Here is a 19,798-nt window from a genome sequence, read left to right on the forward strand (position 1 = left end):
ATTTGTTGAGTATAATGGGCAACTCATCCTCTAAACCTTCATTAGGTTGTACTTGTGCCTTGGAAATCTGTTGAAAAATATGCTGTTAGGCTAATTATTCTTGCAGCTGTAACAGCTATCGCTGTTGCAGTGGGTGCAAGTGTTGCTCGATGGTACTTTCCGGCAACGGCTTTTTCATTGGCTACTCCTTCAAATGTCACGTCAGCATTAGATTCCCCTGCAATAAAGCTGAACGCTGAATTATTTGGTGCTGTTCCTATTGCACAACAAGCACTAAAGCCAACCCAGCTTAAATTGTCTTTAGTGGGTGTGTTGCCAAGTCAAGATCCAACCGATGGCGTTGCAATAATACGTTCGCCTAGTGTTTCTGATGCTACTTATGATGTCGGTGCAGAACTCATGCCAGGTGTAAGGTTAGTTGGAGTTTATGATGATTATGTCGTGATTGATCGTGCAGGGAAAATGGAGTCGTTGTTTTTAGTGAATACATCTGACGATGATCCTAATAATGCGTTATTTGTGAGTACTGATACTGTTCAGCAAACCCTAGTTGATGAAAGTCATCAAACGAATGTCGTGATAGCGGGAAAACAAAGTGCAGAAGAACGATGGAAGTCAGCCTCCCAAGCATTTTTGGATCAGCCAAAAGCGTTTCTAGAGGACGTAGGCGTCACTATGACGAGTGAAGGGTATCAATTAAATCAGGGTAATGTATTGAGTCAATTTGGTTTACAACCAGGCGATAAAATTGTGTCGGTAAATGGCGTATTACTGAATGATGCGACACCGAGTGTTGAGGCAATGAAAACGTTGCGCAACGCTGAAAGTTTGCGTGTTGAAGTTGAACGCAAAGGCAAGCGCTTCATTATGAATGTTTCAACCCACTAAAGGATAAACCATGGTGCCTCTGGCGATTAGAAAACTCATTACGGCTTGGTTTTGCGTGATTGCTCTGGGAGCAAGTATCAGCGTGGCGCAAACGTGGCAAGTGAATTTACAGCAGGCTGACATCGGTGTGTTTATTCAGCAAGTGTCAAAAATGACGGGTAAAAGCTTTATTATCGATCCTCGAGTGAAAGGTAAAGTCAGTGTTATTTCCAGTCAGGAGCTGAGCGAAGAGGCGGTGTACCATCTTTTGCTGTCGGTGTTGCGTGTGCATGGGTTTGCTGCGGTAGAAACATCCGATGGCGTAAAAGTTGTACCGCAAAATATTGCTAAACAGAGCGGTGTGAATTTTGATAGTCAAGGCATCGCTGCCGGGGGCTTGTTGGTTACACGCATGATTCCTGTGAAGCAGGCGACAGCCTCGGAATTGGTACCTATTCTACGTCCTTTGATCCCTCAGTACGGTCACCTTGCGGCTGTAGACAGCGTCAATGCACTGATTATCAGTGATCACGCCGATAATATTGGTGAGCTAGAGGCGCTGATTGAGCGATTGGATAATTCCAATGATGGTGCTGTTAGAGTGGTAGGTCTTAATCATGCTTGGGCAAATGATATTTTAGATTTACTGACTGAGCTTAATAGCGGCTCTATCGGTTCTGATAAACAATCTTCCTCTGCAATACTCAGTACCAAAGTCATCGCAGATGATCGTACCAATCGTATGGTACTCAAGGGGGAAGCAGAAGATATTGAGTCGTTAGCTCAATTGATTCAACAATTGGATACGCCAACAAAATCTTCCAGTCGCTTATCTGTTATTCCGCTTCGCTATGCGGACGCGCCAAAAACGGCTGAATTAATCAGTGGCTTAATGGGAGTAAATGGCTTGACGGAAGGCAGTGCGAACCAAACTATTTATGTTAAAGCAGATGAGGACTTGAATGCCTTAGTCATCCGTGCAAATCCTAATGTGTTGGTTGATATACAGTCTGTTTTAAAAGAATTGGATGTGCCGCGTGCGCAAGTATTGGTAGAAGCTATTATCGCGGAAGTGACCATGGATGATGCGGAAGCATTTGGATTTCAGTGGCTTTTCGGTGATGTGTCGGATTCCTCTTCCCCTGTCTTTGGGACAAATTTTAATGCCGCTGGAAATAGTATTACGGAGATTGCAACGGGGATAGCAACAGGGCGTCCGACGTTGAGTAATGGTTTAACAGCAGCAGGAATCCGCTTTAACAGTAATGGCGACTTAAATTTAGCGGGCATTTTGCAGGCCATTGAAAGTAACTCTAATGCTAACTTGCTTTCGACACCCAAAATCATGACGCTCGATAACCAGACCTCTAAAATCCTAGTGGGTGAGACCCGTCCGTTTCAAACTGGTGGTTACGCCGACAGTAGTAGTAATGCGTTCGTCACCACGACCCGTGAAGACATAGGTCTGACGTTAGAAGTCACACCGCATATTAATGCCGGCGATGAAGTCCGTATGGAAGTATTACAGATTGTTGAAGCCGCATCAGCAGAGCCCAGTTCGCTTGGTACGATTACCACGAAACGAGAAATTTCAACCACCGTGATCGCTGGCAATCGTCGCACTATCGTGCTTGGTGGGTTGATTGAAGATAACGTCATAGAAGTACAGCAGAAGGTACCATTGTTGGGGGATCTACCTGTCATCGGCGCTTTGTTTCGCAGTACTTCTCATGAGAATCAAAAGAAAAATTTGCTGGTATTCATTCGTCCAACCATTCTACGGTCTCAGCAAGATATGCAGCAGGTGACGGATGATAAATTCAATGCATTTCGCAGTATTGAAATCTCCCAAGGGTTTCCGGTATCACGTCCAGAGGCACTAAATGATCGTTTCGATGCCCCCTACAGTACTAACAAAGAGCCTTAGCTTTTATAAGTAAAATTAACATCTTACATCGAATTTAATGTCAGCGCAGTGTCAATTAAGCAAAAAAAATGTACTATATGTGTGCTTATTTCGACGTACTAGGGAAGTGGACGACGTAAGTTATGTTATTGCTTCCCTTTTTTCATTTTTCTCGGAGATGTTACACAATGAAAAAAACGCTAATTATTGCAGGAAGCTTGGCGTGTAGTGCAGTTTTTGCTGCCCCGGTTTCTCAACCTTTTGGTTCCAGCTTTACTCTTGGTTCAAGTGCTAATCCAGCTTCTTTAACGACAGCTTTGGGTAATCCTGCTGCTTCATATTTTATGGTTAACTCAGAAGAAGAGGATAACTTTCGCACGGGAATCGTTGGTCCTATTGGTTTTGGTTACGAGGTAGGACAAGTTGACTCGCTAGAAGATAAAATTGATGAGCTTGATAAAATTTTAGATGTGCAAGTAACGTCCGTTGCTCAAGCTCTGTCTTTGCAAAACCAGGCTAATCAATTGATTGCGCAAATGGGTAGAGATGCAAACCTTAAAGTAATGATGGGAACTCCAATTCCAGTATTTCCTATTATCTACAAAACAGATAATGGCGGCACTTTTATGTTGGATTTATCTGTATCAGCTGTTGCAAAAGCACATTTTCTTGATGACGATATAGACATCAACCTAGTAGCACTTAAGCTGGAAACAAATTCATCTTTGTACGCTAAGTCGGGCGTTGATTTGAATCTTGGGTTGGGCTACTCAGATGCTGTTTATAGTAGTGATGCTGGCACATTGGTGTTGGGTGGTAAATTAAACGCTCACAGTGTGACGTTGGGTAAGGCTTTACTACACCTAGAATCAACCAATGATGATACAGAAGATGCTTTTTCAGATGCTTTTTCAGAACAACAAGAAACCAGCATGGATTTCGGTTTAGATCTAGGGGCTATTTGGGCATCAGAACATTATCAAGTAGGTATTCAAGGTACCAACTTAAATGAGCCAACATTTGCTTATTCTGAACTACCAAGTAATTGCTCTGCTGAATTACCAGTTGACCAACCAAGCTGTAATGCAGCACTCGAATTTAACCAAAAGGGCGACTTGTCTCTTAAAGAAGAGTACACCATGGAGCGTCAGTTTACGGTTGAAGCAGCGACTCATGTCTTTAATCGACAGTTGTCTCTAGCAGCAAGCTATGAATTAAATGAAGTCGCTGACCTTGTGGGCGATAAATACCAGTGGGCAACGGTTTCTACTTCATATTATAGTAAGAGTTCTTTTATTCCTGCGGTTCGTTTGGGATATAAAAAGAATATGACAGGCTCTGAACTTAGCTATGCAATGTTTGGTGCAACACTGTTTAAACGTCTGAATCTTGATTTGGCTTATGGGCTTGAAAAAGTCAAGATTGATGGTGATGAGCAGCCACGTAGTCTTTACTTTAGTGCTGGGATTGAAAGCGCATTTTAAGAATGTGTTTAGCGGTATAAATTCTGCATTTATATCTCAGTAGCAGGGAGATGCATGGTATAAATATTTACTAAGTGTGCTCCCTGCACCACTAAGGTTTAACTCTTGCTTACGCTCAATTACGCTTTTGTAAAAGAACACGGTGTGTTGCTTTATGAGTCACAAAGCGGTTTGACTCTGGCTTATAAAGCAACCTCTTCCCTTGCGGCGATTAACGAAGCACTTCGCTTGAGCCCGTCAGCGCCCAATCTTACCCTCTTAGAAGGCCCAGACTTTGAGCGCCTTGTGGTGCAGTATTACCAGCACGAAGGCCAGCAAACGTTAGCCAATGTAAGCGCTTTTGATGATCACTATGACTTAGAGAGCATGGTTGAGTCGATTCCTGAAAGTGAAGATTTGCTTGAGCGAGAAGGGGATGCTCCGGTTATTCGGTTAATCAATGCGATCCTAAGCGAAGCGTTGAAAGACGGTGCCTCGGATATTCATATAGAAACCTATGAAAAGTTGCTGAAAGTGCGTTTCCGTATTGATGGCATGTTACAAGATATTATCTCCCCGAAACGTGCCTTAGCGCCCATGCTGATATCGCGAATTAAAGTGATGGCGAAGTTGGACATTGCCGAAAAACGCGTGCCTCAAGATGGTCGAATTTTATTAAGAATTTCAGGGCAAGATACAGATGTACGAGTATCGACGTTGCCCTCTGCCTACGGTGAGCGAGTGGTGATGCGGCTCCTGAGCAAACGTGTTGGGCAAATGGGCATAGAACATTTGGGGATGTCGTCAGCGGATCAAGCATGTCTTGAACAATTAATCACTCGTCCAAACGGCATTGTGCTAGTCACTGGACCCACTGGCTCCGGTAAAACGACTACGCTTTATTCTGCGTTGAATCACTTAAACAATGGCCATCATAATATTATGACCATTGAAGACCCCATTGAGTATCACGTAGAAGGGGTGGCGCAGACTCAAGTTAACCTTAAAGCAAATATGACTTTTGCTCGTGGGTTGAGGGCAATTCTACGTCAAGATCCAGATGTAGTGATGGTCGGCGAAATACGTGACCGCGAAACAGCGGACATTGCCGTTCAGGCGTCTTTAACGGGACATTTAGTGTTGTCTACTTTGCACACCAATAGTGCGATTGCTGCGATTACACGTTTGCAAGATATGGGCGTTGAAAGCTTTCTGTTGTCTTCTAGTGTGGTAGGTGTTGTGGCACAACGTCTGGTACGTCGCTTATGCGACGCATGCAAAATATCTACCTCGTTGGATGAGGCCAACCTGACTCATTTTAATTGTCATGTATCGCCTTCGACCCTTTATGCGGCGAACATTCAAGGGTGTGACCAGTGTCATCAAGGTTACCGCGGACGTCTTGGTGTATATGAGGTAGTACCAGTCGGTCAGGAGCTCCAGCAGTTGATCCACAATGGTGTTGGGGAGTATGAGCTTGAGGCGCTAATTCGAAAGTCTCGCCCAAGTTTACGACAAGATGGTTTAGATAAAGTATGCCAAGGGTTAACCTCGTTAGAGGAAGTGCTTCGTGTGACATCAGAGCACAGCGGGGATATCTTAAATCCAGATGCAACAAGCAGCGATGGGCATTAGTCATGGCGGTGTTTGAATATCGTGCGTTAGCGCCATCAGGCGCCAAGCAGAAAGGCGTTTTGGAAGCGGATAATGAGCGTCACGCTCGGCAAAAGCTGCGTGACTTAGGATTGTTACCACTTGAACTTCATAATGCCAAGCCAAGTGCTCGGCTCGTATTTCAGCGCCGTTTGTCTGTTCGAGAGCGTGCGTTGCTAGTTCGCCAGTTAGCAACATTAATCGATGCTGGGTTGCCGATAGAAGAAGCCATTTCAGGGGTGGCAGCCCAAAGCCAGCAGCGTCATATTCGCTCCATGTTGTTAGCCATTCGGGCACGTGTACTGGAAGGTTTTTCATTAGCGCAAGCCTTAGATACGTATCCTAAAGCGTTTCCAATGTTGTTTCGTGCCAGTGTTCAGGCTGGTGAAGAATCAAGTAAGCTCGCTACAGTTTTGTTGGAATTATCCGAGCACTCTGAACGCGAACAGGGCAATCAGCAAAAACTAAAATCGGCGCTTTTGTACCCTGCTTTATTAACGCTAGTGGCCATTGCGATCGTCGGTTTTTTGTTAGGCTCGGTGATGCCGGATATTGTCGCCGTATTTGAGCGCCAAAAAGCCGATTTACCGACCTTGACTATCAGCATGATGTCCCTGAGTAACTGGGTCGTTACATGGGGCGACAGTCTTCTTGTAGGGCTTGTTATTATTTTGGTCAGTTATCGGCTGTTGTTACGTCATGAACGTTTTAGGCATCGTCGTGATGCTATGTTATTTAATCTGCCTGTTATAGGCAGGATGATTCGTGTGAGTTCTATGACGCGCTATGTGTCGACGCTGGCTATGCTGTTTAGAAGTGGGGTGCCATTAGTGAATGCGATGGAGATCGCTAATCGGATTGTCTTCAACCATTCAGTGCAATTCTTATTAGGCCGTGCTCAGGTACAAGTAAAAGAAGGTGTCTCGTTAACAAAAGCGCTAAAAGAGACGCAGTTAGTGCCGCCTATGATGATGCAACTGATTGACAGTGGCGAGCGCAGTGGCGAGCTGGCGGGGATGTTGGATAAAGCGGCTAAGCAACAGTCCGAACAAAGCCAATATCAGATGAATAACTTTATTACACTGTTTGAACCTCTCATGTTGTTGATTATGGGGGCGGCCGTCATGTTGATTGTGATGGCCATCTTGCTGCCTATTATGAATATGAATCAGCTGTTGAACTAATGCAGTTTCAAATACAGAAAAAGAACAAAGGAAGGCATCCATGAAAATGGTTTCGAAGCATCGTAAACACTCCTTAGCTGCGAAGCGACAGGCTGGTTTTACGCTACTTGAATTAATGGTCGTTGCGGCAATTTTAAGTTTGTTGGTGGCGCTGGTTGCTCCAAATATTTTGGGGCGTTCGGATGACGCTAAGGTGGCGGTTGCTAAAACTCAATTACGCAATATCGTCTCGGCGCTGGACTTATATAAGCTTGATAACGGTCAATATCCATCTACAGCACAAGGGTTACAGGCGTTAGTTAATCGCCCCACGGGGTACCCAGAGACGCGTAATTGGAAACAAGGCGGGTATTTACCAAGTGTGCCTCAAGATCCTTGGGGTTTTGATTTTCTTTACATTAGCCCCAGTGCTCAAGGTGAATACGAGCTTGTGACATTGGGAGCGGATGGCCGCGATGGTGGCGAGGCGGACGCGTCAGATATCAGTAGCCGAGATCTGTAGTGTCACTTAAAAGTGGGCGGCAAGGTTTTACCTTATTGGAGTTACTGGTAGTGCTGGTGATTTTAACGGTAATGACCAGTTTGGTAGCGCCTAATTTGGTTGGGGTTGCTGCAAACAATCGTGCTAATAGCGAAGCCCATTCGTTGCGGAAAACCTTACAGCGTGTCTTTGATCAGCAATGGATGTCTCGGCAAACCTCCTTTTTACAGGTGGATCAGGAGCAGCTTGTATTATGGCAAAACGTTACAGGAACATGGCGACCCGCTGAGGTGGTGTATACGTTTAATGATGAGTTGAACTATGAGTTGTCATATAACAAAACCAGTTTAAGTGATGCACAGCAGGCAGTAAATGTGTCGGTGCCAATGGCCTTGTTCGTTCTAGAATCAGGGGAGTATTTGCCCTTTCGCTGGCGAGTCTTAGAAGGTGATCAACAAGTGACAGTCGTTGGAGATGGCTTAAATGTTCTTTCGATGGAGTAAAGTTACTGGTTTTACTTTAATCGAAGTGCTGGTTGCGCTGGTTATTTTAGCATCTGTGGGTTTGGTGTTAATGCAGACCAGTGATACTGGGACGAAGCAAAGTGAATATTTAACCGAGAAAATACTGGCCGCTTGGGTTGCTGAAGACCGAGCGACTGAGCTGCGTTTAGCTGTTCGATTAGGGCAACCCTTAGAGCTAGGCGACGCATGGACTGAGCAAGGAACGTTACGTTTTCTTACTCGCGCGTTGGCAGTCGAGCAGACTGAGTTTCTGCAAACGATCGAGGTTTCAGTATTTTACCCATCGGATGTGGATCAACCACTGTATCGTTTAGAGTCTTTTCTACCACGCGAGGCATTAATACCATGATGTGTAATAAGCGTGGTTTTACCCTGATAGAGCTACTGGTGGTGGTGTTTATAACTGCGGTGATGGGCGGTGTTGGTTATCAAATTCTCGGAACGTCTGTTCGGATGTCGGACGCCACTGCTGATCATACGAAGGAGCTTAATCAACTCAGCCGAGCGATGAACTGGCTGGAAAGAGATGTCACACAATTTATTGGCAAACCAGTACGAGGCGAATTGGGTGAGGCTGTGCCAAGTTTGGTGGTCGCCGATCAAGCGCTAAGCTTTACTCAGTTAGGGCACTCGAATGCGCTTGATAAGGCGCAGTCACAGCTACAGCGGGTCACGTATCAAGTCGTCAATAATGGACTGCAGCGAGTTGTCTGGTCAGTATTAGATCAAGTAGAGAGCTCCACGCCTCAAATACAAGAGTTAACACCATCGACTCGTTTTTCAGTTCAGGTGCTTACGACAGAGGGGTGGTATGAACAATGGCCAATCAACTCTTCACTGCCAGGACAAGAGCGTTCGTCTATAGCAATAGCGCTGCGTATAAACTTAGATACGCCTAGATTTGGGGTTATAACGCGCTTATTTGAGTTACCCTGTGGCCTAACAACGCAGCGAAAGGGGGAGCAATGAAATCCTCTCAAAATGGCGTCGTATTGCTGGTCGCTTTAATGGTGTTTGCTGTTGTAGCGACCTTGTCTATTCAGATATTGGGTCACGTCGAGCAAAGTGTTGCAGTGGTATCGAGAACTCAAGAAGACATGAAAGTACGCCACCGATTATTGGCTGGCGAGGCATGGGCATCGACGTGGCTTGTCCAACAGTTGCTTGAATCGGACCGACTGGTGCCACCGGATGCAAGTCGCCCGTGGCATTTAGCGACACACGAGTTTGTGCTACAAGACGTGCCTATACAAGTGAATATGATAGATCGGCAAGCCTGTATTAATCTAAATGATCTGGCTGACGCTAATCGTTCCAAACTTGTTCAAGACCGGTTACTGCGCTTGTCGTCTGAGTTATTGCTTTCTGATGAGTGGGTGTATTTGGTTAAAGATTGGGTCGATAGCGATCAAGTGTTGAGTGCAGCGTCGAGTCATGAGGATGAATACTATGCAGGGTTGCAACCTGCCTATCGAACGGCAGATTCGCCTTTGGCTGATGTTTCAGAGTTACGGTTACTACCGGTACCTGAGCAAACTTGGCTTAGGTTGATGCCTTATGTGTGTGTGTTGCCACAAGGTAGTGCTACCAATATCAATCGATTAACACCGCCGTTATTGCGTGCTTATTTTCCCGAATTGACCGAGCGAAAACTGCAGGCGTTAGAGGCACGTATTGCCTCGGCGGGTTTTAGTTCGATTGAAGAATTAATCAACTGGCCAATATTAGCAGATCAAACATTACGAACGGAAGATTGGCGCGTACAAAGTGGTACGCTTGACGTGTTTGTTACGTTAAAGGATGGGTCACACCAGCGTTATCTAAGAACAGTACTTAAGCAGAATGAAGAAACGGGGATCGTGGTGCCTTTATCTCGCTCCTTTATTACCTTTGACGTATTATCGAAAGCTTTAGTAAACGAACAAATACGATTACCAAACGATTGAGAGACGTTGTGCAAAGATTGATGATTCAGCTACGCGAAACGCATTTAGGTCATGGCCATTGGGTGTATGACTGGTGGTGTTTTGATGGCCAAAAAATGATACAGCAAGGAATGGTTGAATCTAATACTGAGATGGCAGCGTTGTATCAAGAAATGGCTTCCAAAAACAGTGATTTACGTGTTTTTTTGTTTCCTCCGCATCATCGTTTCCACATTCGTAAGTTGGTTGTGACCAAACATCAGCGTCGGCATATGGACAAGGTGCTACCTTATTTAATGGAACCTTATTTAGCGCAACCGATTGAGTCTTTAGCGTTTTTCTGGGTGCCAGACAGTCCCAATCAGATCTGGGCATTGACGATGGATAAGTCGCTATTGGCGGATTGGCAAGCAGAGTTACATAATATTGGCAGCACTAGAGCGGTCATATTACCACTACAATTTGTACTCACACTTCAAGCTCAAAATGGTGTCGCCGAAGTATTAGGCGAGCATTTTGATGTCAGTCAGAGTCAACTGTGCTGGCTACCTGAAGAGCTGTCGGAGACTCACACCTCAGCAACGATCAGCCAAGTCTATGATTTAACCTGTATCAATGAGGCGTTGGCTCAGGAAGCACAGTGGAAACGATGGTGTATTGGTGAAACAGAAGAAATCACTGAGGAAGCAAAGATCACGGCTTCCCGTTGGCAATGGGCGGCTGGGTTGGTCGTGGTCGCTTTGACTGCACAATGGTTGAATAGTGAGCTCGCTACGCAAGAAATAAATGCACAAGCGTTGGAGGTTGAACAAGCTTCTAATGAACTGTTCTTAAGTCTGGTCCCGGACGCTGGGCGTGTTGTGAATTTGTCACGACAGTTGGATGCGCGTTTACTACAAGCTTCACAGCAACAAAACCAGCCAGCGCAGTGGTCTGCTTACGAGCTTCTCGGCAAGCTTGGTGATTTACAAAAGGTGTTGAATATTGAGTCCGGTTTACAGCAAGTGTCACTGCGTCAACAAGTGTATCGTTTTGAATGGTTAGCTGCGTCACGAACTGAATTAGAGCGTGTACAAACCCTTCTAGTGCAGCAAAATGTCTCGATCGAATTGGTTCAATGGGCGCGACAAGGTGAGCAATACTTGGGTGTGTACCGTGTACAAGGAGTGACGAGGTGAAAAGCTGGTTCGTTCAACAGTTGCAGCAGAGTACTGTACTGCAACGCATGATGATTTCTTTTCAAGCTAGAAGCGCACGAGAGCGCCTTCTTATTCTTGTTATGGTATCTGTATTTGTTTTAGTGATTGTTTTTTATACGATCATTGAACCTTCTCAAGCGGCTCATCAGCAAGCGATCACTCGATTGTCTACTGCTCAAAACCAATACCAGCGCCTTGTAATGAGTGCCGAGGTGCTGGCTCAAGCTCGATCTGAGCAGGAATTAGAAGATCGTGACACAAATGCATTACGCAATGTATTAACACAAACAGCAAACCAAGCGGGCTTTGTAGCGGATCGCATTCAGGTGGAAAGAGAAGGGCGCATTCAGGTGTGGTCGTCGCGGGTGCCATTTACGATTCTGTCAGCATGGTTCGAAGCGCTGGGTGAGCAGCGGGTAGGTATTGAAAGTATGCAAATAGAAAAAATCGAGTCAGGGCTAGTCAGCTTACGGATCACGTTGGACTAGCCCTGTCTTTCATAAAGAAGAAAGCTGTTCTTTGGTTAGTTTGAGCAGGTAATATAGCGGCTAGGCGTTAAAATACCACTTAGCGGTACATCCCAAGACTCAATTGGTAGTTGTTCGACTTCCTGGCAATCATGTGCCAAACCAATTAAATGAGTCCGTTCAGCCTTGTTCTCGAAGGTGCGGTCATAAAAACCGCCGCCCATGCCCAGACGCCCACCTTGGACATCAAAGCCTACTAATGGCATTAGCACAATGTCCATATCCGCTCCGGTAGCCGGTGTTGGGTCGACAGGTTCAAGAATGCCAAAGCTGTTTTTTTGCCATTGACTGTGTTTGTCATAACGGGCAAACACAAGTGCTTTGCCATCGAGTACAGGAAGATAGACGTTTATTTCGTTTTGCCAGCACCAGTCACATATGCTGCTTGGTGAAATTTCACCATCATTGGTGAGATACAGGGCAATATTGGCTGATGTCGGTAGAAATTGGGCTAAGGCTTGTAAGAACTCTTGTTGCAAAGCATCTGCAGCATACTGTTGTTCTGTGTCGGAGAGTTGGTTGCGTAGTAGGCGAAGCGATTTACGAAGCGTTTGACGATCTAAAGACATAAAAAAAGAGTTTCCCAAGTTGCCGTTTCGACTATTGGCCTTGAACCCAGTGGTTCAAGGTGGAAATAGCTGAAGCTCTTTAGGCTTTCCGACGCACGGACATGCTCACCGAACTTACAGCATCTTTCCGGGGGTATACTCATAGGCTCAAGGGCGTTAAGCCGTTCCGAACAACCCAGGAAACACCGCCAGTATAGGGGAGACGATATGAAAAATCACCCTAAGAATCTTGTGGAGTGGGGTATTACTTGAAGAATTTTCGTGAACAAAATGCTTGCTAAACGCTGCAAAACCTATGATCAAAACTATTAGCTAACTTTTGTCTGTTGGCCCAGAGCCGAATCCAGCTGTGATGTTAGCTCGCGAAGTTGCTGCTCATTAGAACGAGCGTAACGACGACTTGATAGCAAATCATGAGTAATATTTAAAGCAGTAATAATAGCAATTTTTTCAAGACCGACCGCCTTGCCACTTGCGCGAAGCTCACGCATTTGGGTGTTCAGATATTCTGCGGCTTCTTTTAATTCTGCCTCATGACCTTTCGGGCAGTTGATATTGAAAGGCTTGCCCAGAATGTCGACAGCAACAGTTGGCTTTTCCATAGGATCTCCGACAGCTAGATAAGTGTTAAGTGAGTTGAATTTCCGCTATTTTCGCAACGAATAACATTTTATGCCGCTGGTAAATTCGTTACAATTGATGATTCGCTAAATCCACCCTAAATTTATAGTAAATTGACGAAAAAATGGAAATTAATCCGATTGTTTCAAAGATAAAAGACCTTTCCGAACGAACTCAGGTACTTCGGGGGTATCTTTGACTACGAGTCAAAGAAAGAAAGACTAGAAGAAGTGAACCGTGAACTGGAAGATCCTGATGTTTGGAACGACCCAGATTACGCACAGAAGTTAGGTAGAGAGCGCTCTACATTAGAAGGTGTTGTTTCCACGATTGATAATCTGGAAGCGGGTGTTGAAGACGCATCTGTATTATTGGATATGGCCGTTGAAGAAGACGATCAAGACTCAGTTGACGCCGTTCAACTTGAGCTTGAAGAGCTTGAGACGCAATTGGCTGCGCTAGAATTTCGCCGTATGTTCTCCGGTGAAATGGATCCGAACAGTGCATTCTTAGACATTCAATCTGGTTCGGGCGGTACTGAAGCACAAGATTGGGCCAATATATTGCTGCGCATGTATTTGCGTTGGGGTGAAGATAAAGGCTTTAAAGTGGAGCTGCTCGAAGTCTCCGCAGGTGAAGTCGCAGGCATCAAATCAGCGACGGTACGTTTCGAAGGTGACTATGCATTCGGCTGGTTACGTACTGAAACAGGTGTTCATCGTCTGGTGCGTAAGTCGCCTTTTGACTCAGGCAATCGTCGCCATACGTCTTTTGCATCGGTGTTTGTTTCTCCAGAGATTGATGACAACGTTGATATCGATATTAATCCATCGGACTTGCGCATTGATACCTACCGCTCGTCAGGTGCTGGTGGACAGCACGTGAACACGACCGATTCCGCGGTACGTATCACACACGAACCGTCTGGTATTGTGGTTCAGTGTCAAAACCAACGCTCGCAACATGCTAACCGTGACTTCGCGATGAAACAGTTGCGTGCGAAATTATACGAAATGGAAATGCAAAAGCGTACGGAAGCCGCTCAAGCGCTAGAAGACACCAAGTCTGATATCGGTTGGGGAAGCCAAATCCGTTCTTATGTATTGGATGCCTCTCGTATCAAGGATTTGCGTACGGGTGTGGAAAGCTCCAACACGGGTGCCGTACTTGATGGCAATTTAGATCAATTTATTGTGGCGAGCCTTAAACAAGGCCTTTAGTGCACTAAAACCTTTTGACAAGAGTACCTTACAAAATCATGTCTAACGAAACTCAAAACGAGACCAGCGTAAATTCTGAAGATAACCGTTTAGTTGCCGAGCGTCGCGCTAAGTTGGCTGCCATTCGTGAAGAGCGTAATGCTTTTCCAAATACCTTTCGCCGTGATGCCTACGCTGCTGACCTGCAAGCTGAGTTCGCTGAGCTAGAAAAGCCAGAGTTAGAAGAAAAGAACCACGTGGTGAGCATTGCGGGTCGTATCGTTCGTAACCGTGGAGCATTTATGCTGCTGCAAGATATGAGTGGTCAAATTCAAGCTTATGTAAACCGTAAAGCGCTTGATCCAGAGCTTTTGAAAGACATCAAAAGCTGGGATTTGGGTGACATCATTGGCGTAACTGGTCCAGTGCATAAATCCGGTAAAGGCGACCTTTACGTTGACATGCAGTCTGTTGAGTTGCTGACAAAATCGTTACGTCCATTGCCTGATAAGCACCATGGCTTGGCTGATATGGAAATGCGTTATCGCCAGCGTTACGTAGATTTGATTGTAAACGAAGAGTCTCGCAATACGTTTCAAGTACGCTCGAAAATCATTTCTACTATTCGTCGCTTCTTAGAAGATCGTCGTTTCATGGAAGTGGAAACACCTATGCTGCAAACCATTCCTGGTGGTGCATCGGCACGTCCGTTTGTAACCCACCACAATGCGATGGATATGGACATGTTCCTACGTATCGCACCAGAGCTTTATTTGAAGCGTTTAGTAGTCGGTGGATTTGAACGTGTTTTCGAAATCAACCGTAACTTCCGTAACGAAGGTGTATCGACGCGTCATAACCCAGAATTCACTATGATCGAATTCTACCAAGCCTATGCGGATTACAAAGATCTAATGGATCTGACGGAAGAGATGCTGCGTATAGTATCAGAAGCCGTTCTCGGCAAAACGGTTGTTCAGTACGGTGAGTACGAGTTTGACTTCGGTGCGCCATTCACACGTATGACCATGCTTGAAGCAATCTTGCACTACAATCCTGAGCTAACGGCGGATGACGTTTCAACGGTTGAAAAAGCGACCGCTGTTGCGAAGGCATTGCATATTGACGTGAAGCCAATCTGGGGCCTTGGTAAGTTGTGGACAGAGATCTTTGAAGAGACGGCAGAAAGCAAGCTGATTCAGCCGACGTTTATTACAGAATACCCTGCAGAAGTATCACCGCTGGCACGTCGTAATGACCATGATGAGTTTATTACCGATCGTTTTGAATTCTTCGTAGGAGGGCGTGAGATCGCTAATGGCTTCTCGGAGCTTAACGATGCCGAAGACCAAGCTGAGCGTTTCCGCCGTCAGGTGGAAGAAAAAGATGCGGGTGATGATGAAGCGATGCATTACGATGCTGATTACATCAATGCGTTGGAATACGGTCTGCCGCCAACCGCTGGCCAAGGTATTGGTATCGACCGTCTGGTGATGCTGTTTACCGATTCGCCATCGATTCGTGATGTGCTATTGTTCCCTCATATGCGCCCTCAGGACTAATTGAGGCGTCTCACGTAGCACACGTTTGATTTTGTATAAGGCCTCTTTTGAGGCCTTATTTTATGGTTTTAAAAACTTCTTAATGGTTAAATTTTTAAAAAATGGAGCGTTGAAATGAGTCGCTTTTGGACGGATAAAATTGCATCACTGGACCCTTATGTGCCAGGCGAGCAGCCACAAGATAAGCAATACATTAAACTAAATACCAATGAAAGCCCGTATGGTCCTTCCCCTAAAGCGTTGGCCGCGATGCAGGATCAGGTGAGTGAAAAGTTACGCTTATACCCTGATCCAAATTGCCAAACATTGAAAAATGCGTTGGCAAAGACTTATTCGGTAGATGCGGATCATGTGTTTGTCGGCAATGGCTCTGATGAAGTGCTGGCGCTGGCGTTCATGGGCTACTTTGCTGGTGGTAAACCGTTAGCGTTTGCAGACATCACCTACAGTTTTTATAAGGTGTACGCGAACTTATATGGCATTACCCCAGATATCGTGCCGCTGAACGATGATTTTGATGTGGTGCCAAGTGACTACGAAAATCTGGATGTTTCAGGCATTGTCATTACCAACCCAAATGCACCGACAGGTAAAGCATTGCCGTTAGCGGACATTGAAAAAGTACTGCAGTCGAATCCTGATATTGTCGTTCTTGTTGATGAGGCGTATGTGGATTTTGGTGCGCAAAGTGCTGTTACGTTAGTTGGCCAGTATCCGAATCTCATGGTCGTGCAAACCTTGTCGAAGTCGCGTGCCTTAGCGGGTATACGAGTAGGGTATGCCATTGCTCAGCCAGAGTTAATTGAAGGTTTAGAGCGTTTAAAGAACTCTTTCAACTCTTACCCTGTTGATCGTATTGCACTAGCCGGCGCGACAGCAGCGGTGGAAGATACGGATTATCTGGAAGAAATTTGTCAAAAGACTGTCGCAACACGCGAATGGACGACAATTGAGCTTGAGGCATTAGGCTTCCAAGTTTTGCCATCAGCGACGAACTTTGTCTTTGTGACGCATCCTGAACATGAAGCGGAGTCATTGTACTTAGGTCTAAAAGAGCAGGGTATTTTGGTGCGTTACTTTGGTAACAAACCTCGTATCGGAGATTTCTTACGTATTACGATTGGTACGGATGCTGAAATGGCGGCGTTAGTTGCTAGGTTAAAAGAAATGTAACGGTCGACCCTATCGAACTCGATATCCATTTACGGTTGTCTATTTACTTTGTGCTAAAGCGCAATTAATGAATATTGAGTTCGATGGTTTCTGCTAGAAAAAAGTTAAGTTAATTGACTTAACGGTGCGGGTCTTGCGTAAAAATAACCTTGTCGATAACGAATGCCCAGCGCATCCAATTGGAATGCTTGTTCCTGTGTTTCCACGCCTTCTATTAAGCATTCCATATTGAGGTTTTGGCAAAGGTCTCGAATGAAGCGAATGGTGTGAGGGTCGTTCTCGATATTATTAGTAAAAGCTTTGTCTATTTTCACAAAGCTCGCAGGGATTTGGCTCAAATAGGCAAGGGATGAGTAGCCAGTACCAAAGTCATCAATAGCAAAAACGAATCCTAAATTACACAGTTCCTGGAGTGTATTACGGCCTCTTTCTAAAAAGCTAACTAGTACGCTTTCAGTTAACTCTAGAACAATATCTTTTGCGTTGGTTTTGGTTTCTTCTAGAACTGATTTAATGTCATCAACAAAATTCAGTTGTGTTAAATGAGCGCCAGAAATATTGACGCCGATGGAAAAATTTTCACCGTAGAGTATTTTTAGTTCTGCTAAATCTAAGCATGCGCGACGAATAACCCAATTTTCTAAAACAGCAATATGGCCTGTTTCTTCTGCTGCAGTAATAATTTCAAGCGGTGAGATATGCCCAAGAGATGGATGTTCCCATCGCAGCAATGCTTCTGATCCGACTGCATTTGAATTAGGGGTTTTATAAATGGGTTGATAGTGAAGCTTTAGTTGGTTGTTTTCAATGGCGTTTTGTAGTTCTTTAATGATGAGGCTGCGCTTAAGTTGATGGTCCTCCATGCCTGGAATGTAGCTTATGAATCGGTTTCGTCCGCTCCGTTTAGCCACATAAAGTGCCGCATCAGCATAGATGAGTACTTGTAAGGGGTCATCCGTTATGTTGTCGCGGTTGTGTGCAACCCCGATGCTCGCTGAAATTAAGGTACGGTGTATATCATCCAGTTGCATGGGTGAAGATAGCTTCTGCACTAACTTATGAGCGATAGTCTCACGTTGTTGTTTTGGTAAATCTTCAGGAATGATTAACACAAATTCATCACCTCCCAAGCGGGCGCAGACAGAATTTGAATGCATAGAGTTCTGTAAGATCTCAGCGACTTTTACAAGTAAGGAATCTCCAACGGAGTGCCCATAGCTGTCATTAATGGGTTTAAAACCATCAAGATCAATATAGAATAAAGTGTAGGGTAGACCATGGATTTTCTTCAGCTTATTTTGTAATCCGCGGCGATTAAGTAAATCTGTTAACGAGTCTGTAATAGAAGCATGGGCGTATTTTAACTCGCTTATTTTACGTTCATTTATATCATTCAATGTAGCAATGACACTTTTCGCATAAATGTCTTTGCTAAGCTCTAACCTATGCCAGCGTTTCCCTTTCTTGGTGGACAATAAGTAATCATTCTCGAACAGGGATTCTTCTGAGAAAACAAAAGATGTAAGATCAATTTCTTTGGAAAATAGATCAGAAAATGTCTGTATTTCGTGGCCAAATTGGTCTTTGAATGGAGGGTTGAAACTGAGCAAATGACCGTCATTATCAAATAGGCCTAAAATAGCGCTCTTTCCGACTTCACCAACATAACGATTTAGTATTTCTGAATGGATCCCCTCGGCGAGCATTGCTGTACGGTTGCCTTCAATTTCTATGCCGCTGAACCGCATAAATACTTGTTTATCGATGCCTTTTGGAGAAATGCGCCACCAACAGTCTATGATTCTTCCTGCCTCAAAGTCATTTAAATAGCCAAGCAGTGTTTGAGTAACAGCATCGGAACTTCCTGATTTAAAATCTCGACTTATGAGTTCATCTAAGTCATTGGCTTCCCAAAGATTCAAGGCTGCATTATTAGCCCAATATACTTTGAAATTTTGAACGTCATAGATCCATACAGGATTTTGTATGCTGTTAAGACAGAAATCCTCAAATTTTTGCAAGTCCACTCCTTCCACTTGACCTATGAGTAGATGTACTCACCATTATAGCGATATTAAATAGTACCTTAAGAAGGCATTAAAGTAATAGATGCTTAGATTTAGGAGGGATACAAAAACTAGAGTGGCTTAAATGTGCACTCTAGTTTTTTAAAAGTTAGCCAAACATCCGGTCAATGGTTTCGTGGCCAGTAAACAATTCAACTACTCTAATTTTAGTTGAATCATGTTCAACACAATAGCAGATTGCATCAGCGACATCAGTTCTGGAGATACTAGTGTCAGCACCTATATTTGGTCGTTCACTAGTAAACCCACCTGTTGCTGGCGTGTTGGTGAGTTTTCCCGGACGCAGAACAGTGTATGGAACGCTGGCTTTGGTTAGATATTCATCGGTGATGTGTTTTGTTATCAAGTAAGGCTTAATACTTGAATTAATCTCGTCGGGATCATCTGCACCAAATGAGCTGAGTAGGATAAAATGCTCTACAGAAGGCTCTTCTTCAGCGTAATCAATGGCTCTTTTAGCAGCCCAAAGATCAACGAGTATAGTTTTATCGTAACCACTAGAGCTGCCTGATCCTGCGACAAATATAACTTTCTGTACCCCTTCATAGGCATCACAAAAGTCGTTTTCTAGATCGACCGTAAAGATTTCTAAATCGAGGTGCTCAAGTTCACTTGCGCGTTGACTGTCTCGTGCAATTGCTCGGACTGAATGCCCATCATTAACGAGTGATTGACAAACTCTCTGCCCGATTTGGCCAGTTGCGCCGATTACCAAAATAGTCTTCATGGTTATTGGCCCTTGCTTTTGAATTTAAGTTATCCTAGCCAAAAATTAAGCAGCTATTATGGAGCAATAGTGCTTTCACACTATGTTGCAGTTTTTTCTAAATTAGCAAGAGCGGCTTGCACCACCGCCCC

Annotated in this window: 19 protein-coding genes and 1 other RNA gene; 15 read left to right on the plus strand and 5 right to left on the minus strand. The window is 44.7% G+C overall.

Features of this window, described 5'->3' with window-relative positions; genetic code table 11:
• Window positions 1–54: 54 nt before the first annotated feature.
• The 12 genes from AYW75_RS04395 to gspM all read left to right on the plus strand — a co-directional run bounded on the left by AYW75_RS04395 (window position 55) and on the right by gspM (window position 11,690).
• On the plus strand, window positions 55–888 hold the full coding sequence (locus AYW75_RS04395) for a type II secretion system protein N (RefSeq protein WP_067095917.1): 834 nt from the start codon (window positions 55–57) through the stop codon (window positions 886–888).
• A 10-nt stretch (window positions 889–898) separates the two neighbouring features.
• Window positions 899–2,794 carry a type II secretion system secretin GspD gene (gene gspD / locus AYW75_RS04400; RefSeq protein WP_067095919.1) on the plus strand — a complete coding sequence of 632 codons (1,896 nt, stop codon included), beginning with the start codon at window positions 899–901 and terminating at the stop codon, window positions 2,792–2,794.
• Window positions 2,795–2,961: 167 nt separating this feature from the next.
• A complete protein-coding gene (locus tag AYW75_RS04405) occupies window positions 2,962–4,257 on the plus strand; it encodes a conjugal transfer protein TraF (protein WP_067095921.1) in 1,296 nt (431 codons plus the stop codon).
• Window positions 4,258–4,362: 105 nt separating this feature from the next.
• Complete coding sequence (gene gspE / locus AYW75_RS04410) at window positions 4,363–5,871, plus strand: type II secretion system ATPase GspE (RefSeq protein ID WP_067095931.1); 1,509 nt, start codon at window positions 4,363–4,365, stop codon at window positions 5,869–5,871.
• A 2-nt stretch (window positions 5,872–5,873) separates the two neighbouring features.
• Window positions 5,874–7,073, plus strand: coding sequence for a type II secretion system inner membrane protein GspF (gene gspF / locus AYW75_RS04415; RefSeq protein ID WP_067095935.1), 1,200 nt, complete (start codon window positions 5,874–5,876; stop codon window positions 7,071–7,073).
• A gap of 40 nt (window positions 7,074–7,113) precedes the next feature.
• Window positions 7,114–7,575 (plus strand): type II secretion system major pseudopilin GspG, encoded by a 462-nt coding sequence (gene gspG / locus AYW75_RS04420; protein WP_082856390.1) that lies wholly within the window; start codon window positions 7,114–7,116, stop codon window positions 7,573–7,575.
• The gene (locus AYW75_RS04425) at window positions 7,575–8,057 is read left to right on the plus strand and encodes a prepilin-type N-terminal cleavage/methylation domain-containing protein (protein ID WP_067095940.1); all 483 of its coding nucleotides are present in this window, start codon (window positions 7,575–7,577) and stop codon (window positions 8,055–8,057) included. The genes gspG and AYW75_RS04425 overlap by 1 nt, the downstream gene beginning before the upstream one ends.
• Window positions 8,038–8,427, plus strand: a complete 390-nt coding sequence (gene gspI, locus AYW75_RS04430; RefSeq protein ID WP_067095943.1) for a type II secretion system minor pseudopilin GspI — start codon at window positions 8,038–8,040, stop codon at window positions 8,425–8,427. The genes AYW75_RS04425 and gspI overlap by 20 nt, the downstream gene beginning before the upstream one ends.
• Window positions 8,424–9,047, plus strand: a complete 624-nt coding sequence (gene gspJ / locus AYW75_RS04435) for a type II secretion system minor pseudopilin GspJ (RefSeq protein WP_067095946.1) — start codon at window positions 8,424–8,426, stop codon at window positions 9,045–9,047. The genes gspI and gspJ overlap by 4 nt, the downstream gene beginning before the upstream one ends.
• Window positions 9,044–10,024, plus strand: coding sequence for a type II secretion system minor pseudopilin GspK (gspK, locus tag AYW75_RS04440; RefSeq protein ID WP_067095949.1), 981 nt, complete (start codon window positions 9,044–9,046; stop codon window positions 10,022–10,024). The genes gspJ and gspK overlap by 4 nt, the downstream gene beginning before the upstream one ends.
• An 8-nt stretch (window positions 10,025–10,032) precedes the next feature.
• On the plus strand, window positions 10,033–11,181 hold the full coding sequence (gene gspL / locus AYW75_RS04445) for a type II secretion system protein GspL (RefSeq protein WP_156490805.1): 1,149 nt from the start codon (window positions 10,033–10,035) through the stop codon (window positions 11,179–11,181).
• Window positions 11,178–11,690 (plus strand): type II secretion system protein GspM, encoded by a 513-nt coding sequence (gene gspM / locus AYW75_RS04450; RefSeq protein WP_067095955.1) that lies wholly within the window; start codon window positions 11,178–11,180, stop codon window positions 11,688–11,690. The genes gspL and gspM overlap by 4 nt, the downstream gene beginning before the upstream one ends.
• Window positions 11,691–11,725: 35 nt before the next feature.
• On the opposite strand, the gene AYW75_RS04455 is transcribed toward gspM, so the two are convergent.
• The 3 genes from AYW75_RS04455 to AYW75_RS04465 form a co-directional block, all read right to left on the minus strand.
• Entirely contained in the window at window positions 11,726–12,298 is a 573-nt protein-coding gene (locus AYW75_RS04455) for a 5-formyltetrahydrofolate cyclo-ligase (RefSeq protein WP_067095960.1), read from the minus strand.
• A gap of 7 nt (window positions 12,299–12,305) precedes the next feature.
• A non-coding RNA gene (gene ssrS, locus AYW75_RS04460) (6S RNA) lies at window positions 12,306–12,483 on the minus strand.
• Between the two features lie 123 nt (window positions 12,484–12,606).
• The gene (locus AYW75_RS04465; protein WP_067095963.1) at window positions 12,607–12,900 is read right to left on the minus strand and encodes a cell division protein ZapA; all 294 of its coding nucleotides are present in this window, start codon (window positions 12,898–12,900) and stop codon (window positions 12,607–12,609) included.
• 143 nt (window positions 12,901–13,043) lie between these two features.
• Here AYW75_RS04465 and prfB point away from each other — a divergent pair.
• From prfB to hisC, 3 genes are all read left to right on the plus strand, one after another.
• Window positions 13,044–14,139, plus strand: a protein-coding gene (gene prfB, locus AYW75_RS04470) for a peptide chain release factor 2 (RefSeq protein ID WP_156490806.1) whose coding sequence is annotated in 2 segments (ribosomal slippage) — window positions 13,044–13,115 and window positions 13,117–14,139 — 1,095 coding nt in all. Because the reading frame shifts where the segments join, the coding sequence is not laid out codon by codon here.
• A gap of 38 nt (window positions 14,140–14,177) precedes the next feature.
• On the plus strand, window positions 14,178–15,680 hold the full coding sequence (gene lysS, locus AYW75_RS04475) for a lysine--tRNA ligase (protein ID WP_067095967.1): 1,503 nt from the start codon (window positions 14,178–14,180) through the stop codon (window positions 15,678–15,680).
• Between the two features lie 114 nt (window positions 15,681–15,794).
• On the plus strand, window positions 15,795–16,853 hold the full coding sequence (gene hisC, locus AYW75_RS04480; RefSeq protein ID WP_067031715.1) for a histidinol-phosphate transaminase: 1,059 nt from the start codon (window positions 15,795–15,797) through the stop codon (window positions 16,851–16,853).
• Between the two features lie 104 nt (window positions 16,854–16,957).
• Here the strand turns inward: hisC and AYW75_RS04485 are convergent, their stop codons facing one another.
• Together AYW75_RS04485 and AYW75_RS04490 are read right to left on the minus strand one after the other, a co-directional pair.
• Window positions 16,958–18,874, minus strand: coding sequence for a putative bifunctional diguanylate cyclase/phosphodiesterase (locus AYW75_RS04485; protein ID WP_067095969.1), 1,917 nt, complete (start codon window positions 18,872–18,874; stop codon window positions 16,958–16,960).
• Window positions 18,875–19,028: 154 nt separating this feature from the next.
• On the minus strand, window positions 19,029–19,667 hold the full coding sequence (locus AYW75_RS04490) for an SDR family oxidoreductase (RefSeq protein WP_067095971.1): 639 nt from the start codon (window positions 19,665–19,667) through the stop codon (window positions 19,029–19,031).
• Window positions 19,668–19,798: the final 131 nt, after the last annotated feature.

This window comes from Marinomonas atlantica (assembly GCF_001639725.1).
Lineage (GTDB): Bacteria > Pseudomonadota > Gammaproteobacteria > Pseudomonadales > Marinomonadaceae > Marinomonas > Marinomonas atlantica.

Bases quoted from the DNA above. Each gene is read 5' to 3' on its own strand.
- gspD (WP_067095919.1), top strand. From the start codon at position 899: ATGGTGCCTCTGGCGATTAGAAAACTCATTACGGCTTGGTTTTGCGTG.
- AYW75_RS04405 (WP_067095921.1), top strand. From the start codon at position 2,962: ATGAAAAAAACGCTAATTATTGCAGGAAGCTTGGCGTGTAGTGCAGTT.
- gspF (WP_067095935.1), top strand. From the start codon at position 5,874: ATGGCGGTGTTTGAATATCGTGCGTTAGCGCCATCAGGCGCCAAGCAG.
- gspG (WP_082856390.1), top strand. From the start codon at position 7,114: ATGAAAATGGTTTCGAAGCATCGTAAACACTCCTTAGCTGCGAAGCGA.
- gspI (WP_067095943.1), top strand. From the start codon at position 8,038: ATGTTCTTTCGATGGAGTAAAGTTACTGGTTTTACTTTAATCGAAGTG.
- gspJ (WP_067095946.1), top strand. From the start codon at position 8,424: ATGATGTGTAATAAGCGTGGTTTTACCCTGATAGAGCTACTGGTGGTG.
- gspK (WP_067095949.1), top strand. From the start codon at position 9,044: ATGAAATCCTCTCAAAATGGCGTCGTATTGCTGGTCGCTTTAATGGTG.
- AYW75_RS04455 (WP_067095960.1), bottom strand. From the start codon at position 12,298: ATGTCTTTAGATCGTCAAACGCTTCGTAAATCGCTTCGCCTACTACGC.
- AYW75_RS04465 (WP_067095963.1), bottom strand. From the start codon at position 12,900: ATGGAAAAGCCAACTGTTGCTGTCGACATTCTGGGCAAGCCTTTCAAT.
- lysS (WP_067095967.1), top strand. From the start codon at position 14,178: ATGTCTAACGAAACTCAAAACGAGACCAGCGTAAATTCTGAAGATAAC.
- hisC (WP_067031715.1), top strand. From the start codon at position 15,795: ATGAGTCGCTTTTGGACGGATAAAATTGCATCACTGGACCCTTATGTG.
- AYW75_RS04490 (WP_067095971.1), bottom strand. From the start codon at position 19,667: ATGAAGACTATTTTGGTAATCGGCGCAACTGGCCAAATCGGGCAGAGA.